This is a genomic window from Microbacterium sp. CBA3102 (assembly GCF_007954505.1).
Classification (GTDB): Bacteria; Actinomycetota; Actinomycetes; order Actinomycetales; family Microbacteriaceae; genus Microbacterium; species Microbacterium aurugineum.
This window is the reverse complement of the sequence record NZ_CP042412.1, coordinates 391,171-405,561: the sequence shown is the minus strand read 5'-3', so window position 1 is coordinate 405,561 and position 14,391 is coordinate 391,171. Positions and strand designations below refer to the sequence as shown.

Sequence of the window (14,391 nt, the reverse complement as noted above, 5' to 3'; positions counted from 1 at the left end):
TGTGTGTTGTCGACACCCCTTGACGGGATCCGCGGCGCGGTTGCGGGATCGACAACGCACCTCCGCTGGCCGGGCGAGGATCGTTTCTGATCCCGCACCGAAGGACGCAGGTGTCAGCGCGAGGAGATCACCCGGCGGATGAGGGAGACGAGGGCGGAGCCGCCGTCGCGCAGGTCGAGCTCGGTGACGCGGATCACGATCCATCCGGCGGCTTCGAGGTCGCGCTGTCGACGGATGTCGGTGCGCCACTGCTCGCGGCTCGTGCGGTGTCCGTCCCCTTCGTACTCGATCGCGATGCGCCACTGCGGATAGGCGAGGTCGACGCGGGCGATCGCCCGTCCGGCGGCCCGGACGACGTGCTGGATCTCCGGCTCGGGAAGCCCTGCGTCGACCAGCAGCATCCTGGTCTCGGTCTCCTTCGGTGACTCGACTCCTCCGCGCACTCGGGGGAGAGCCCTGCGGATGCGCCCGCACCCGGGGAAGCGCCCCCACTCGAGGAGCCGCTGTTCGATCCTCTCGACGTCCACCGAAGGTCTGCCCTCGTGGAGGCCGGGGTAGTTGTCGGCCGCGGTGATCAGGGCTTCCAGGGCGACGGTCATCGGCACACGGGTCAGCTCCGCGGCGCAGAGGAAGAACGCAGCCACGGGGTCGACCACCGGTACCCTTCCGATCTCCCAGGAGTGTGCTCGCCCCGACGCGATGCAACGACCACGGATGCCGACCGTGCGTGGGGGAGAGTGGCCCGTGTCCACTGCGATGTCCAAGGGTTCGGCCGTCGTCCAGCGAACCGGGAAGGGGATTCCCCAGAGCCGCAGCGCCGTCCGTCCGGCGAAACGCTGGCCCGGTCGCAACCGCGGCACGTAGCACTCCACGTGCTCGATGAAGCTGGCGGGCGCCTCCGCGGCGCGGACACCTGCATACGGCCGGATGAGATCGCGCGCGGAGTGCCGCTTGCGCCCGACTCCGGACGCTTCGGCATCGCGGACGGAGAAGTGCGTGCCGAGCTCGGCGGGGAGGGGGATCCGGTGTCGCATCCGCCCATGGTCGCTCGCGAGCTTCCGCTCCGTCCCGCCCTCCAGCCTCGTGCTCCGGCATCTGTGGACAACTGTCGCCTGTGGAGAGCGCCCGCTCGGGTCGCGGGATCAAAAACGCGCCTCCGGGTGCCCGGGAAGGCGCGTTTTTGATCCCGCAACCGAGCGGGGAGCGGGACCGCGGTCAGAGGGCGGCGGCGATGAGTTCCAGGGACTGGGCTCGGCCGAGGGGGGAGTCCTTCGGCTCGGACTCGTACGCACCGGCGACCGGGGACAGCATGACCTCGTCGACACCGTGGCGCTCGGCGAAGCCGCGGACCTCTGCGGCCACGCTCTCTCCGGTGCCGACGAACCAGCGGGAGCGGGCGGCCTGGACGACCTCATCCGTGGTGGCGTCCGTCTCCGCGGCGAGTGCCTCCTCGACGGTCTCGAGCGCTCCCAGCGGCTGGTTCAGCCGCAGCCGTGCCATCATCCGCAGTTGCGGGAGCGCACGAGCTTCCGCTTCCTCCGTGGTGGGCGCGGCGACCGCGTTCACCGTGAGGAAGGTTCGGGGCTCCGGGTGCTCCTCGCTCGGACGGTAACCCGTGCGGTACAGGTCGAGCGCGCGCTCGAGTCCCTGTCCTGAGAAGTGGTTCGCGAAGACGTAGGGGAGTCCGTGGGAGGCCGCGAGCTGGGCGGAGTAGTCGCTCGATCCGAGCAGCCACACCTCGGGGGACCCGGTCGCCGCCGGGGTCGCGCGCACGGTGTACTCGCCGCCCGAGGTGAACCGCACGGTGGCGCCGTCGCCCGAGAGGAGCGCGGCGATGTCCTGGACGTGACGGGGGAACTGCTCGACGTCACTCGTGGTGCCGGAGCCGCGGAGCAATTGCGTGATCACGGGGTCGCTGCCGGGGGCGCGACCGAGGCCGAGGTCGATGCGTCCCGGGGCGATGGCCTCGAGCGCCGCGAACTGCTCAGCCACGATGAGGGGCGCGTGGTTGGGCAGCATCACACCACCGGATCCGAGTCGCAGGCGCGTCGTGCGCGTCGCCGCAGCGGCGATCAGCACCGGGGGTGTGGTGGACGCGACGGCCGGCATGTTGTGGTGCTCGGCGAACCAGTAGCGGCGGTAGCCGAGGCGGTCGGCGGTCTCGGCGAGGGACAGGGAGGAGGCGATGGCCTCGGCGCTCGTCTGGCCGGTGCGCACCGGGACGAGATCGAGGACGGAGAGAGCTGTAGCGGACATCCTCTCCTGCAACGTCTCGCGGGGTGGCGTCATTCCCCCCGGTAGCGTTGCCGTATGGAAGCAGGCATCTTCTACGTCCTCGTCGGTTCCGTCGCCGTGGCCGCGTTCGCGCGTTGGAGAGGATGGCCGGCGCCGCTGCTCGTGACCGTCGTGGCGCTCGCCGCGTCGTTCCTGCCGTTCGTGCCCGAGCTGGACATCGACGGACACCTGCTGCTCAGCCTGGTGCTGCCGCCACTGCTGTACTCAGCCGCGCTCGACGTGTCGTTCGTCGGCTTCCGGCGCAGCCTGCCGCAGATCCGTCGGCTCGGGATCTGGCTCGTGCTGCTCACCGCGGTCGCCGTGGGGTTCGTGGCGTGGTGGCTCCTGCCCTCGCTCACCCTTCCCGGCGCGCTGCTGCTCGGTGCGATCGTGGCCCCGCCGGATGCGGTGTCGGCCGCGGCGATCGGCCGTCGCCTCGGACTGCCCCGGCGCATCATGACCGTGCTCTCCGGCGAGAGCCTGATCAACGACGCGACCTCCCTCACGCTCTACCGGGTGTTCGCGGCCATCCTCGCCGGTGCGACGCTGACGGTCTGGGACGGCATCTGGCAGTTCCTCCTGGCGGTCGGCGTCGGCGTCGGCGTCGGTCTGGTGTTCGGAGTCGTCCTGCACCAACTGCGCACCCGCATCAGCGACCCGGTGGTGATCGGCACATTCGGGCTCCTCGCCCCGTTCGGTGCCTACGCGATCGCCGAGCACCTGCTCGGATCCGGGGTGCTCGCGGTCGTGGCGATGGGGCTCTACGTCGGCTACAACTCGCCGCGCACCGACTACACCACGCGGCAGCAGGAGAAGCCGCTGTGGCTCTCGGCCGACCTGCTGCTGGAGAGCTTCGTGTTCGCCTACATCGGTCTGCAGTTCCCGCGTGTGCTCAACGACCTGGGCAGCGAGTCGGTCGGGCGGATCCTGCTCCTGTCGGGAGCGGTGTTGCTCGTGGTGCTGATCGTGCGACCGCTCTACATCTATCCGACCAGCGCATGGGCGAACTTCCAGGATCGCCGACGGCTCGAACGCTGGGATCGCGGCGTCGAGACCGAGCAGTTCGAGAAACGACACAAGAAGTCCCGGCGCTGGGGGGACTACTCCCCCGACGAGTTGCGCAGCCATATCGTGCGCGAGCGGATGGCAGGGCTGCAGCTCAGCTGGAAGGACAGCGCCGTCATCTCCTGGGCGGGGATGCGCGGTGTGGTGACCCTCGCGATCGCGGTCGCCGCCGCCGACCTCGCGACCCTCGACACCGAGGCGTCGCATGCCATCGTCGTCGTCGCCTTCATCGTGACCGTCGGCACGCTGCTGATCCAGGGGCTCACCCTCCCGCTGCTGATCCGCGGTCTCGGGATCGCGAGCGACGTCGACGAGGAAGAGGACCGGGAGGCGCTCGCCGCCGTCCGGGAGAAGAGTCGCGAGGCCGGCAAGGCCTACCTGGCGACGAAGCGTGTCGAATGGGAGGCGAAGTACGGCGAGGTCGACCTCGGGATCTTCGACGCGTTCACCAAGCGGATGACCCGGGTCGAGAAGGACACGGACGAGGTGCAGAAGGTGGAGGATGCCGCGAGCCGGCCCTCGTACGAGGACCTCGTCGCCCTGACGAAGGGCTGGTTGCAGGTGCGGCGCGAGATCCTGCTCGCCGAGCGGGATGCGGGCAACCTCGACGAGGAGGTCATGCGCGAGCTGATCGCCGCGATGGATGCCGAGGAGCTCGCGCTCGACACCCGGGGTGCCACGCGTCCGCAGAGCCGCGCCTGAGTGCCGGACGACGGAGCGCCCCGTCCCGGAGGGGGACGGGGCGCTCTGCGTGAGGCGGAACCGCGGTCAGCGGGCGCCGACCGGCTCCTTGTCGGAGGAGGTGTCCGCTTCCGGGGCGCCCTCGTCGTCTCCGGAGTCGTCTCCGGAGTCGTCGGCGAAGGGGAGGCCTTCGCGCGGAGCGTTGTAGAGCTCCTCGTTCAGGATGCCCTCGCGCTTGGCGACGATCGTCGGGATCAGTGCCTGGCCGGCCACGTTGACCGCGGTGCGGCCCATGTCGAGGATCGGGTCGATCGCGAGCAGGAGTCCGACGCCCTCGAGCGGCAGGCCGAGAGTCGACAGTGTCAGGGTGAGCATCACGACGGCGCCCGTGGTGCCGGCGGTGGCTGCGGAGCCGACGACCGAGACGATCACGATCAGCAGGTACTGCACGAAGTTCAGCTCGATGCCGAAGAACTGGGCGACGAAGATCGCGGCGATGGCGGGGTAGATCGCCGCGCAGCCGTCCATCTTGGTGGTCGCACCGAGCGGGACGGCGAACGACGCGTACGAGCGGGGGACGCCGAGGTTGCGCTCGGTGACGCGCTCGGTGAGGGGCAGCGTGCCGATCGACGAGCGGCTGACGAAGGCGAGCTGCACGGCCGGCCAGACACCGGAGAAGTACTGCTTGATCGACAGGCCGTGCGTGCGCACCAGGACCGGGTAGACGACGAAGAGCACCAGCGCGAGGCCGATGTAGACCGCAGCCGCGAACCAGCCGAGGGAGGCCAGCTTCTCCCAGCCGTACTTGATCACGGCCGAGCCGATGAGGCCGAAGGTGCCGATCGGGGCGATGCGGATGATCCACCACAGCACGCGCTGGATGACCTTCAGCAGCGACTCGGTGAAGATCAGGAACGGCTCGGCCTTCTTGCCGGCCTTGAGAGCGGCGATGCCGACGACGGCCGCCACCACGATGACCTGCAGGATGTTGAAGCCGACGTTGGACGAGAAGGTGCCCTCGACAGCACCGGGCGAGGTGCTGACGGTGAGGCCGAGGAAGTTCTGCGGGATCAGGCCGAGGAGGAAGTTCCACCAGGTGCCGACCGTGTACGGGTCGCCGGGCTCGAGGCCGTCACCGGCGCGGTTACCGGGCTGGATCACGAGGCCGAGGACGATACCGATGATGACGGCGATGAAGGCGGTGATCGCGAACCAGAGGATCGTCTGACCGGCCAGGCGGGCAGCGTTCTGCACCCGGCGCAGGTTCGAGATGCTGGCGACGATCGCCGTGAAGATCAGCGGGACGACGGCGGCACGCAGCAGCGTGACGTACGAGCTGCCGATCGTGTCGAGGGTCGCGGACAAGCCGGTCGGGTTCTCGGCGGTGGCGCCGAGTTGGCGGCCGATCAGACCGGCGGCGATGCCGAGGACGAGGGCGGCGAGGATCTGGAAGCCGAACGACGTCAGCAGCTTCCGGACCGGTCCGCGGGTGTCAGGCGCCTTCTGCGCGCGTGCGGTGGTGCTCATGGGGTGGGGACTCCAGGATCGCGGTGCGCCGGGTGCGCGCCATGAGGCTCAACGCTAGGACTCCCTGGGAATTCCCTGGGTGGATATGACGAAGGATGACGTGGTTCCTTCCGATGATCGTCGGCTCAGCGGGGACCGTCGGCACGCGCGTCCGTCGCCGGATCGAACCACCTGAGGTCGGGGAACCGGCCGAATCCGCGATCACGCGTGGCTAGGCGTGCACCGTTCGCCAGAGTCAACGCGGCGATATACGCGTCGGGGACGAGGTTCCCTCGGATGCCCTGGTCGACCGCGGTGAGAGTTTCGAGCCGGTTCCAGGACGGTGCCCCGGCCGTGAGCCAGTGGGTGCGCGGAGCGGCGACGAGGCTGTGGGCGAAGGCCATCGCGGCGTCGATCGGCGCGGGCACGGTGGTGATCCGGGGGTGGGTGACGATGCGGACGAATCCGCTGAGGATCGTGTCGGAGACGCCGATCGCTTCGCGGGTCAGGGTCTGGTTGAGCCAGGGCGCGTAGGTCTGATGCTCTACGGAGTCGGCGCGGAATGCGTAGACGAGGATGTTGACGTCGGGAACGATCATCGGGTCGAGGTCTCTTCCAGTGCGTCCCACAGGGCGTCACGGTCGTCGATGTTGACGAGGAACCGTGATGTGCGCGGGTCGCCGAAGGTTGGCAGGGGCTCGCTGGGCGCAGGGGATGGATGCTTCGCCAGGTGCTCGCGGAGGGCCTCTTCGATGAAGCTCGTGAAGGTCAGGCCCTCTGCGGCTGCGCGTGCCTTGGCCTCGGTCGCGAGTGCGTCGGAGAGATTCAACGTGGTGCGCATACAGATGAGCATACGCGCGTGCGCAGACATCTGCTCGGGTCAACGGGAGGCGAGCACCAACAGGTCGCCGACCTCGCAGTCGAGCGCTTCGCAGATCGCCCGCAGGGTCGAGTAGCGGATGGCGCGGGCGCGGTCGTTCTTGAGCACCGACAGGTTCACGATGCTCACCCCGACCGTGGCGCTGAGCTCCGTGAGGGTCATTCCTCTCTCAGCGAGCAGCTCGTCGAGCCGGCAGTGGATGCCGGTGAACTCGTCGTCGCTCTCGGCCGGGCTCACACCAGGCCCTCCGTCTCCTTCTGGAGCGCCGCCTTCTCCTGTTGGAGACGGATGCGTTCCTGCTCGAGGCGTGTGCCTTGACGGAACACAGCAGCGAGGGCCAGCAGCCCGAGCGCGCCGACGAACGGGAGCGGCGTGACGGTCAGCTGGTAGAACGATGGATACCACTCGCTGTCCGGTGAGAAGGCCTCGCGAAGGCCGGCCGTCGCCGCGATCCCGCTCAGGAGGTCGGCCGTCACGCCGAACACGAGCACGGCGATCGCTCCGCCGGTGAGGCCACGCGTCACGGAGCGCGAGAATGCCCGCCCCCGCAGCGTCTGGAAGCAGACGATCGCCACGATGACCGCGGGCATGGTGGTCAGAGCAAGGCTGCCCAGTTGTGCGGACATCGCGAGCAGCCGGAGCCCGAGCGACGCCTGGCCGACAGTGAAGTCCGAGAGCTGCTCACTGCCGCAGGTCAGCATCGTCGTGGCGCTGTCGCCGAACTCCGAGCAGGGGAGACCGGCCGGCCAATCGAGATACACCTGAGTCTGGCCGTCGAACTCCGCCCAGGGGACGGAGAACGCCTTGATGATGATGACCACAGCTCCCACCGCGGACATCAGGATCCACCATCCGGAGAGCGTGAGTGCGGCATCCAGAGCGATCGTGCGGCTGCCGCTTCGGCGTCCTTTCCACACGACGAAACCGAGGATGACCGCGATCACCGCGAGTGCGATCCCGATGTAGAGCAGGGAAGGCCATACCTCGGCCGAACCGAAACTGAGCATCAGACGAGTCCTTCCGTGTCACGTTCGAGGCGCCGACCGATCTCGAAGACACCGGCGATGAGGGCGAGGGCGAACGCCCAGCCGACCGGGGCGAGGTCGAACTGAACCAGCAGGGTCCACAGCACGTCCTCGACGCCGGGATCCGCGGCGGCCAGGTCCTGGACGACCATCGCCCGCCCGATCCCGCCGGCCAGCTGCCCGAGGAGCGCTCCGGCGAGCATCAGGCAGGCGGCGAGGCCGAAGATCCACCCGAGCGACGCACGGAAAGGTCGCGAGCGGATGAGGGACACCCCCAGCCACCAGACGCCCGCGCACAGTGCCATCGTGGCGAGTGCCGGGAGTGCGACCTCGAGGAGCAGCATCCAGCGGGCGCCGGTGGTCATCGTCGAGAACGTGACGAGGGCGGAGTCGACCGTTGCCGCGCTCACACCGGAGACGTCATCGAGTGCGGTCAGGTCGACGTCGTGAACCGGCATGAGCACCGCAGGCGCCGCGCCGAACATCTCGAACGCGGCGGAGGCGACCGCGAAGATCGCGCCGATCCCGACGCTCACGGCGCCGGTGGCGATGAGTCCGAGGGCGATCCCGTCGGCGAGTGAGGGGCGTCCTTGTCTGGTGAGCATCGCTGTCTCCTTGACGTTGGTTGTTATCGACATTCGTTAACATAACGACTGTCGATAACTCGGTCAACCCCCGGTATGCCCACGGCGAACACGGGCATACGTGCCCGATGTGGTGGTTACTCTCGATGTACAAGCGCTTCACGCGTCTTCGCCCCGTGCGAATAAGGAGTCACAGCATGTTCGAGAGATTCACGGACCGAGCCCGTCGAGTGGTCGTCCTCGCCCAAGAAGAGGCGAAGATGCTCAACCACAACTACATCGGGACCGAGCACATCCTGCTCGGCCTCATCCACGAGGGTGAAGGCGTCGCCGCCAAGGCCCTCGAGAGCCTCGGCATCTCCCTCGACGCCGTGCGCGAGCAGGTGCAGGACATCATCGGCCAGGGTCAGCAGCAGCCGACCGGGCACATCCCGTTCACCCCTCGTGCCAAGAAGGTGCTCGAGCTCAGCCTCCGCGAGGCCCTGCAGCTCGGCCACAACTACATCGGCACGGAGCACATCCTGCTCGGTCTCATCCGCGAGGGCGAGGGCGTCGCCGCTCAGGTGCTCGTCAAGCTCGGTGCCGACCTCAACAAGGTCCGCCAGCAGGTGATCCAGCTGCTCTCCGGTGCCCCCGGGCGCGAGCCGGCTTCCGTCGGCGCGCAGACGAACGACTCGCCGGCCGGTGCCCAGGGCGGCTCCGCCGTGCTCGACCAGTTCGGACGCAACCTCACGCAGGCCGCGCGCGACAACAAGCTCGACCCGGTCATCGGGCGCGAGAAGGAGGCGGAGCGGGTCATGCAGATCCTCTCCCGGCGCTCCAAGAACAACCCCGTCCTGATCGGTGAGCCCGGCGTCGGCAAGACCGCCGTCGTCGAGGGCCTGGCTCAGGCGATCGTCAAGGGCGATGTGCCCGAGACGCTGAAGGACAAGCAGCTCTATTCGCTCGACCTCGGCTCGCTCATCGCCGGTTCCCGCTACCGCGGTGACTTCGAGGAGCGCCTGAAGAAGGTCACCAAGGAGATCCGCACGCGTGGCGACATCATCGTCTTCATCGACGAGATCCACACCCTCGTGGGTGCGGGTGCCGCCGAAGGCGCGATCGACGCGGCCAGCATCCTGAAGCCGCTCCTCGCCCGTGGCGAGCTGCAGACGATCGGTGCCACGACGCTCGACGAGTACCGCAAGCACTTCGAGAAGGATGCCGCGCTCGAGCGCCGCTTCCAGCCGGTGCAGGTCAACGAGCCGACACTGCCGCACGCGATCAACATCCTCAAGGGGCTGCGCGACCGCTACGAGGCGCACCACAAGGTGCAGATCACCGACGGTGCCATCGTGGCCGCGGCGAACCTCGCCGACCGCTACGTCTCTGACCGCTTCCTTCCGGACAAGGCCATCGACCTGATCGACGAGGCCGGCGCACGCCTACGTCTGTCGATCCTGTCGAGCCCGCCCGAGCTGCGGGAGTTCGACGAGAAGATCGCCGCCGTGCGCGAGCAGAAGGAGATCGCGTCCGAGGAGCAGGACTTCGAGAAGGCCGCCTCCCTGCGCGATGAGGAGAAGAGCCTCCTCGCGGAGCGTCTCCGCCTCGAGAAGCAGTGGCGTGCAGGCGACGTCGCGACCTCCGCGGTCGTCGACGAGGGTCTGATCGCCGAGGTGCTCGCTCAGGCCACCGGCATCCCCGTCTTCAAGCTCACGGAGGAGGAGTCCAGCCGACTCGTCTTCATGGAGAAGGCCCTGCACCAGCGCGTCATCGGTCAGGAGGAGGCGATCGCCGCTCTCTCCAAGACGATCCGTCGTCAGCGTGCCGGTCTCAAGGACCCGAAGCGTCCTTCGGGCTCGTTCATCTTCGCCGGCCCCACGGGTGTCGGAAAGACCGAGCTCGCCAAGGCCCTCGCCGAGTTCCTGTTCGACGACGAGGCGGCGCTGATCTCCCTCGACATGAGCGAGTTCGGTGAGAAGCACACCGTCTCGCGTCTGTTCGGTGCCCCTCCCGGGTTCGTCGGATTCGAAGAGGGCGGCCAGCTCACCGAGAAGGTGCGGCGCAAGCCGTTCAGCGTGGTGCTCTTCGATGAGATCGAGAAGGCCCACCCCGACATCTTCAACTCGCTGCTGCAGATCCTCGAAGAGGGTCGGCTCACCGACGGTCAGGGTCGGATCGTGGACTTCAAGAACACGGTCATCATCATGACCACCAACCTCGGTGCCCGTGACATCGCAGGCGGCCCCGTCGGCTTCCAGATCGAGGGCAACGACTCGACCAGCTACGACCGGATGAAGGGCAAGGTGAACGAAGAGCTCAAGCGGCACTTCAAGCCCGAGTTCCTGAACCGTGTCGACGACATCATCGTGTTCCCGCAGCTCTCGAAGGAGGAGCTGGTGCAGATCGTGGATCTGTTCACCAAGCGCCTCGGCGAGCGTCTGCTGGACCGCGACATGACGATCGAGCTGTCGCAGGCCGCCAAGGAGCGGCTGATCGAGATCGGCTTCGACCCGGCGCTCGGCGCCCGACCGCTGCGTCGCGCGATGCAGCACGAGGTCGAGGACCGTCTGTCCGAGAAGATCCTCCACGGCGAGCTCAACTCGGGTGACCACGTGAAGGTCGATGCGAAGGACGGGCAGTTCCTGTTCGAGCACGGCCCGCGCGGCGAGAAGGTCGCGGTCGGCGTCAACACCGGTGGCGGTGCGATCGCCGGCACTCCCGACCTGGCGGTCGCCAGCGGCGAGTAAGTCAGACAGAACCACGAAGGGGCGGATGCTGCGGCATCCGCCCCTTCTGTGTCCCGGTCCCTCCTGCGAAAACCCAGACGGGATGCGATCGCCCGGGCGCGTCATACTCACGACGCGCCGCACCGCGAGCGAACCGTCTGGGTTTTCGCAGGGGCATGGGTCATAGGCTTGTGCCGTGAGCGAGTACATCGTCCGACCGGCGCGCAGCGCCGACGTCATCGGCATCCGCAACCTCCTGCAGCCCCTCGTGGAGCAGCGCATCCTGCTCGGCAAGGACCTCGCGGTACTCTACGGATCCGTGCAGGAGTTCGTCGTGGCGGAGGCGGACGGGGTGCTGATCGGCTGCGGTGCGCTGCACGTGATCTGGGAGGATCTGGGCGAGGTGCGCACCCTGCTCGTGCGCGACGACTGGTTGCATCACGGAGTCGGTCGGGCCATCGTCGACCGGCTGGAGGAGACGGCGCGGATGCTCGGGCTCTCCCGCCTGTTCTGCCTCACCTTCGAGGTCGAGTTCTTCAGCCGTCGGGGCTTCACACCCATCGGGGAGCAGGTCGTCGACCCCGACGTCTACTCCCAACTGCTGCGCAGCGGTGACGCCGGTGTCGAGGAGTTCCTCGACCTTGCCCACGTCAAGCCCAACACGCTCGGCAACACACGCATGCTCAAAGTGCTCTGAGGTGCGTCCTGCTCGACGACCGTCCGTCGGCCTCCCGGGTTGCGCAGGTGCGATCGCTTAGCCTGGAGACATGCCCCGTCGTTCCGCCGCCGTCTACCGCCGTCGGCGACTGGTCGTCATCGGCGGGCTCGTCCTGCTCCTCGCGGCCATCGGTGTCGGGGTGTGGCTGCTGATCGCGAAGCCGTGGGCTTCCGCCGAGACCGGTCCGAAGCCGTCGGCGTCCTCATCGGAGACCTCCACGCCCTCACCGTCGCCCGGGACGGCGTCTCCTTCTCCGGATCCATCGGCCTCGCAGACACCCGCGATCGTCGCCTGTGAGGCGAAGGATGTCGAAGTCGCCGCGGTGGCCGATGCGGAGACCTATGCCGCCGGAGTCCTGCCGAAACTCTCGATCTCCTTGACCAACAAGAGCACGAAGGACTGCACGATCGACGTCGGATCGACGACGCAGGTGTTCACTGTGTCCAGCGGTTCGGATGTGTGGTGGCGCTCGACCGACTGCCAGAAGGACCCGAGCAGCATGATCGCGACGCTCACCGCCGGGACGACCGTCACGAGCAAGGATCCGGTGACGTGGGATCGGACGCGTTCGAGCGTCGAGACCTGTGACCAGGAGAATCGTCAGCGCGCGCCCGGCGGGGGAGCCTCGTACCATGTCGAGGTGTCGATCGGCGGCTTCACGAGCCCCAGCACCGTGCAGATCCTGCTGTATTAGCGGCCTCCGTCTTCGAAGCGACGGTGACAGGAAGCATTCGAAATGCGTCGTCATCTGCCCTGTGGGGTGCGAATCGCGGCGATGTGAGCATCGTTCGCCGCATGATGCTGACAGGTGCTCATCTTTGGGATACCATTGAGATGACTCTCCGCATCATGCGGCACAAGCCATCCCCAGTGGCGTCGAACTACAGCGTCCCCAGCGCTTCGACATCGCCGCTCGAGAGTCCGAGGGCCCTCTCGAGTACCCCAGTCCCCAATGTGGGACTCGAGAGGGCCCCAATCGTCTCCGCGGTCGATTCCGCGCGCCGCGCCCTCCTCCGTGAATAAGCTGGAGACATGGCAGCGAAGAAGGCGAAGACCTCGAAGAAGAAGCCCGCACCCGAGGACTTCCGCTCGGATGCCCTGGCTCAGGCTCTCGAGAAGCAGGATGTCGCTGCGGTCGCTCTCGCTCTGCGCCACGGCACCACGGTCGTGCCGCTGATCACCCCCGGCGCGCGCGATAACCCGCTCGACAGCGGCGAGGTCTGGACGTACCGCGACCCGAAGACGGGTGATCTGGCCCTGCTGCTGTTCAGCGATGCGAAGAACAAGCCGGCCAACCTGCCGCCCGGCGTCGGGATCTACACCGCGGACTGGCTGCGCAAGTTCCTCTCCGCGCACCCGATCACGACGGTGTTCCTGGACATCGCCGGCCCGCACCCCATGCAGGCCGATCCCGCCGAGCTGCTCAAGGCGCTCGACGCCTGAGACGGTCTGCGGCAGGCCCAGCGGCTCCCGCGCGGACCAGAACGGCTCCCGGGCGGATCAGAACGGCGGGATGTCGCGGTCGGATCGGCGTGAGGTGTTGCGCGCCCGCACATCGCCGAGCGCGGCACGGAGGGTCTTCGAACGGTCGTCGACGACCTGTTCGTATCCGAGTCGCGCCGCCTCGGACCGCCGCTGCGCGGCCTGGGTCACCGGACGGATCTCGCCCGCGAGGCTGAGTTCACCGACCGCTGCGACGGTGCGCGGCACCGCGATCTGCTGGATGGAGCCGGCGACGGCGATCGCGATGGCGAGATCGGCCGCGGGCTCGGTGAAGCGCACGCCTCCGACGGTCGACACATAGACGTCGAGAGTCCCGGTGGGGATTCCGGCGCGGCGTTCGAGGATGGCCAGCACCATCGCCACGCGCGAGGAGTCGAGGCCGTGCACGATGCGGCGCGGATTCGGAGCGTTGCTGGGCACGGTGAGGGCCTGCACCTCGACGGGGAGCGCGCGGCGGCCCTCGAGCGAGATCGCGACGCAGGTTCCGGGTTCGGTCGCGCCCTGAGAGAGGAAGAGCCCCGAGGGATCGGGGACCTCGGCGATGCCGTCGCCCGTCATCTCGAAGCAGCCGACCTCGTCGGTGGGACCGAAGCGGTTCTTGAGAGCGCGGATGAAGCGCAGCGACGTCTGCCGATCGCCTTCGAAGTGGCAGACGACGTCGACCAGATGTTCGAGGACCCGGGGGCCGGCGACCTGGCCGTCTTTCGTGACGTGACCGACGATGATGATCGGCAGATCGCGGTCCTTCGCCACGCGGATCAGCGTCGCGGCGACCTCGCGGACTTGGCTCGGCTGACCGGCCGCACCGTCGATCAGCGACGAGGAGACGGTCTGCACGGAGTCGACGATCACCAACTGCGGCTTGACCTCGTCGATGTGCCCCAGGATGGTCGCCAGGTCGGTCTCGCTCGCCAGGTACAGCTCGTCGTGCAACGCTCCGGTTCGCTCGGCGCGCAGGCGGACCTGCCCCGGAGATTCCTCGGCGCTCGCATACAGGACCCGTCGCCCGCCGCGGGCGGCTTGGGCGGCCACCTCCAGCAGCAGCGTGGACTTGCCCACACCGGGCTCACCGCTGAGCAGGATCGCGGCGCCGGGGACCACGCCACCCCCGAGCACGCGGTCGAACTCCCCGACCCCGCTCGAGCGCCGCGGTGCGTCCTGCGTCGTGATCTGCGTGATCGGTCGTGCCGTCCGCTCGGCGCTCGGTGCGACCGGACCCACGCGGCGGAGGATGCCGGTCTGCGCCGCCTGTTCCTGCACCGTGCCCCACTGCTGGCACTCCCCGCAGCGCCCGACCCACTTCGCGGTCGTCCAGCCGCATTCCGTGCAGACGTAGGCAGGAGGAGCGGGTTTTCGGGTGGCCATGCTCTCAGGCTATCGGCGGGATCGGACATCCCTATCGGCCAGGTGTTTATTCACGGCCCGTACCTCTGGGTAAACCCGCGAT

14 protein-coding genes are annotated in these 14,391 nt (G+C 68.2%); 5 read left to right on the top strand and 9 right to left on the bottom strand.

The window, feature by feature from the left end; genetic code table 11:
• Positions 1 to 113 precede the first annotated feature (113 nt).
• Both FGL91_RS02080 and FGL91_RS02075 read right to left on the bottom strand, forming a co-directional pair.
• The gene (locus FGL91_RS02080) at positions 114 to 1,034 is read right to left on the bottom strand and encodes an endonuclease domain-containing protein (RefSeq protein ID WP_153242927.1); all 921 of its coding nucleotides are present in this window, start codon (positions 1,032 to 1,034) and stop codon (positions 114 to 116) included.
• A 181-nt stretch (positions 1,035 to 1,215) separates the two neighbouring features.
• A complete protein-coding gene (locus FGL91_RS02075) occupies positions 1,216 to 2,256 on the bottom strand; it encodes an LLM class flavin-dependent oxidoreductase (protein ID WP_131492231.1) in 1,041 nt (346 codons plus the stop codon).
• 54 nt (positions 2,257 to 2,310) lie between these two features.
• Between FGL91_RS02075 and FGL91_RS02070 the strand changes: the two genes are divergently transcribed.
• The gene (locus FGL91_RS02070) at positions 2,311 to 4,041 is read left to right on the top strand and encodes a cation:proton antiporter (RefSeq protein WP_153242926.1); all 1,731 of its coding nucleotides are present in this window, start codon (positions 2,311 to 2,313) and stop codon (positions 4,039 to 4,041) included.
• Between the two features lie 66 nt (positions 4,042 to 4,107).
• Here FGL91_RS02070 and FGL91_RS02065 read toward each other — a convergent pair whose 3' ends face one another.
• The 6 genes from FGL91_RS02065 to FGL91_RS02040 form a co-directional block, all read right to left on the bottom strand.
• Positions 4,108 to 5,547, bottom strand: coding sequence for a dicarboxylate/amino acid:cation symporter (locus FGL91_RS02065; protein WP_194239291.1), 1,440 nt, complete (start codon positions 5,545 to 5,547; stop codon positions 4,108 to 4,110).
• A 125-nt stretch (positions 5,548 to 5,672) separates the two neighbouring features.
• Entirely contained in the window at positions 5,673 to 6,125 is a 453-nt protein-coding gene (locus tag FGL91_RS02060) for a TA system VapC family ribonuclease toxin (protein ID WP_153242925.1), read from the bottom strand.
• Positions 6,122 to 6,367: a CopG family transcriptional regulator gene (locus tag FGL91_RS02055; RefSeq protein ID WP_153242924.1), complete on the bottom strand. Its 246-nt coding sequence runs from the start codon at positions 6,365 to 6,367 to the stop codon at positions 6,122 to 6,124. Before FGL91_RS02055 ends, FGL91_RS02060 begins: the two co-directional genes overlap by 4 nt.
• 39 nt (positions 6,368 to 6,406) lie before the next feature.
• Positions 6,407 to 6,643, bottom strand: coding sequence for a helix-turn-helix domain-containing protein (locus FGL91_RS02050; RefSeq protein ID WP_131492233.1), 237 nt, complete (start codon positions 6,641 to 6,643; stop codon positions 6,407 to 6,409).
• Positions 6,640 to 7,413 carry a hypothetical protein gene (locus FGL91_RS02045; RefSeq protein ID WP_131492234.1) on the bottom strand — a complete coding sequence of 258 codons (774 nt, stop codon included), beginning with the start codon at positions 7,411 to 7,413 and terminating at the stop codon, positions 6,640 to 6,642. Before FGL91_RS02045 ends, FGL91_RS02050 begins: the two co-directional genes overlap by 4 nt.
• Entirely contained in the window at positions 7,413 to 8,036 is a 624-nt protein-coding gene (locus FGL91_RS02040) for a hypothetical protein (RefSeq protein WP_134352261.1), read from the bottom strand. Before FGL91_RS02040 ends, FGL91_RS02045 begins: the two co-directional genes overlap by 1 nt.
• 176 nt (positions 8,037 to 8,212) lie before the next feature.
• On the opposite strand from FGL91_RS02040, the gene FGL91_RS02035 reads away from it, so the two are divergent.
• The 4 genes from FGL91_RS02035 (at position 8,213) to FGL91_RS02020 (ending at position 12,884) form a co-directional block, all read left to right on the top strand.
• A complete protein-coding gene (locus tag FGL91_RS02035) occupies positions 8,213 to 10,744 on the top strand; it encodes an ATP-dependent Clp protease ATP-binding subunit (RefSeq protein ID WP_047520266.1) in 2,532 nt (843 codons plus the stop codon).
• A 175-nt stretch (positions 10,745 to 10,919) separates the two neighbouring features.
• Positions 10,920 to 11,420, top strand: a complete 501-nt coding sequence (locus FGL91_RS02030; protein WP_047520264.1) for an amino-acid N-acetyltransferase — start codon at positions 10,920 to 10,922, stop codon at positions 11,418 to 11,420.
• Between the two features lie 70 nt (positions 11,421 to 11,490).
• On the top strand, positions 11,491 to 12,135 hold the full coding sequence (locus FGL91_RS02025) for a hypothetical protein (RefSeq protein WP_131492236.1): 645 nt from the start codon (positions 11,491 to 11,493) through the stop codon (positions 12,133 to 12,135).
• Between the two features lie 338 nt (positions 12,136 to 12,473).
• Positions 12,474 to 12,884, top strand: coding sequence for a dehydrogenase (locus FGL91_RS02020; RefSeq protein ID WP_134352260.1), 411 nt, complete (start codon positions 12,474 to 12,476; stop codon positions 12,882 to 12,884).
• Positions 12,885 to 12,941: 57 nt separating this feature from the next.
• Here the strand turns inward: FGL91_RS02020 and radA are convergent, their stop codons facing one another.
• Positions 12,942 to 14,309, bottom strand: coding sequence for a DNA repair protein RadA (radA, locus tag FGL91_RS02015; protein ID WP_047520255.1), 1,368 nt, complete (start codon positions 14,307 to 14,309; stop codon positions 12,942 to 12,944).
• Between the last annotated feature and the right edge of the window lie 82 nt (positions 14,310 to 14,391).

What these genes read in the sequence shown, in the direction of transcription:
- FGL91_RS02080 (WP_153242927.1), bottom strand. Translation starts at nt 1,034, where the DNA reads ATGCGACACCGGATCCCCCTCCCCGCCGAGCTCGGCACGCACTTCTCC.
- FGL91_RS02065 (WP_194239291.1), bottom strand. Translation starts at nt 5,547, where the DNA reads ATGAGCACCACCGCACGCGCGCAGAAGGCGCCTGACACCCGCGGACCG.
- FGL91_RS02045 (WP_131492234.1), bottom strand. Translation starts at nt 7,413, where the DNA reads ATGCTCAGTTTCGGTTCGGCCGAGGTATGGCCTTCCCTGCTCTACATC.
- FGL91_RS02040 (WP_134352261.1), bottom strand. Translation starts at nt 8,036, where the DNA reads ATGCTCACCAGACAAGGACGCCCCTCACTCGCCGACGGGATCGCCCTC.
- FGL91_RS02070 (WP_153242926.1), top strand. Translation starts at nt 2,311, where the DNA reads ATGGAAGCAGGCATCTTCTACGTCCTCGTCGGTTCCGTCGCCGTGGCC.
- FGL91_RS02075 (WP_131492231.1), bottom strand. Translation starts at nt 2,256, where the DNA reads ATGTCCGCTACAGCTCTCTCCGTCCTCGATCTCGTCCCGGTGCGCACC.
- FGL91_RS02035 (WP_047520266.1), top strand. Translation starts at nt 8,213, where the DNA reads ATGTTCGAGAGATTCACGGACCGAGCCCGTCGAGTGGTCGTCCTCGCC.
- FGL91_RS02060 (WP_153242925.1), bottom strand. Translation starts at nt 6,125, where the DNA reads ATGATCGTTCCCGACGTCAACATCCTCGTCTACGCATTCCGCGCCGAC.
- FGL91_RS02020 (WP_134352260.1), top strand. Translation starts at nt 12,474, where the DNA reads ATGGCAGCGAAGAAGGCGAAGACCTCGAAGAAGAAGCCCGCACCCGAG.
- FGL91_RS02055 (WP_153242924.1), bottom strand. Translation starts at nt 6,367, where the DNA reads ATGCGCACCACGTTGAATCTCTCCGACGCACTCGCGACCGAGGCCAAG.
- radA (WP_047520255.1), bottom strand. Translation starts at nt 14,309, where the DNA reads ATGGCCACCCGAAAACCCGCTCCTCCTGCCTACGTCTGCACGGAATGC.
- FGL91_RS02025 (WP_131492236.1), top strand. Translation starts at nt 11,491, where the DNA reads ATGCCCCGTCGTTCCGCCGCCGTCTACCGCCGTCGGCGACTGGTCGTC.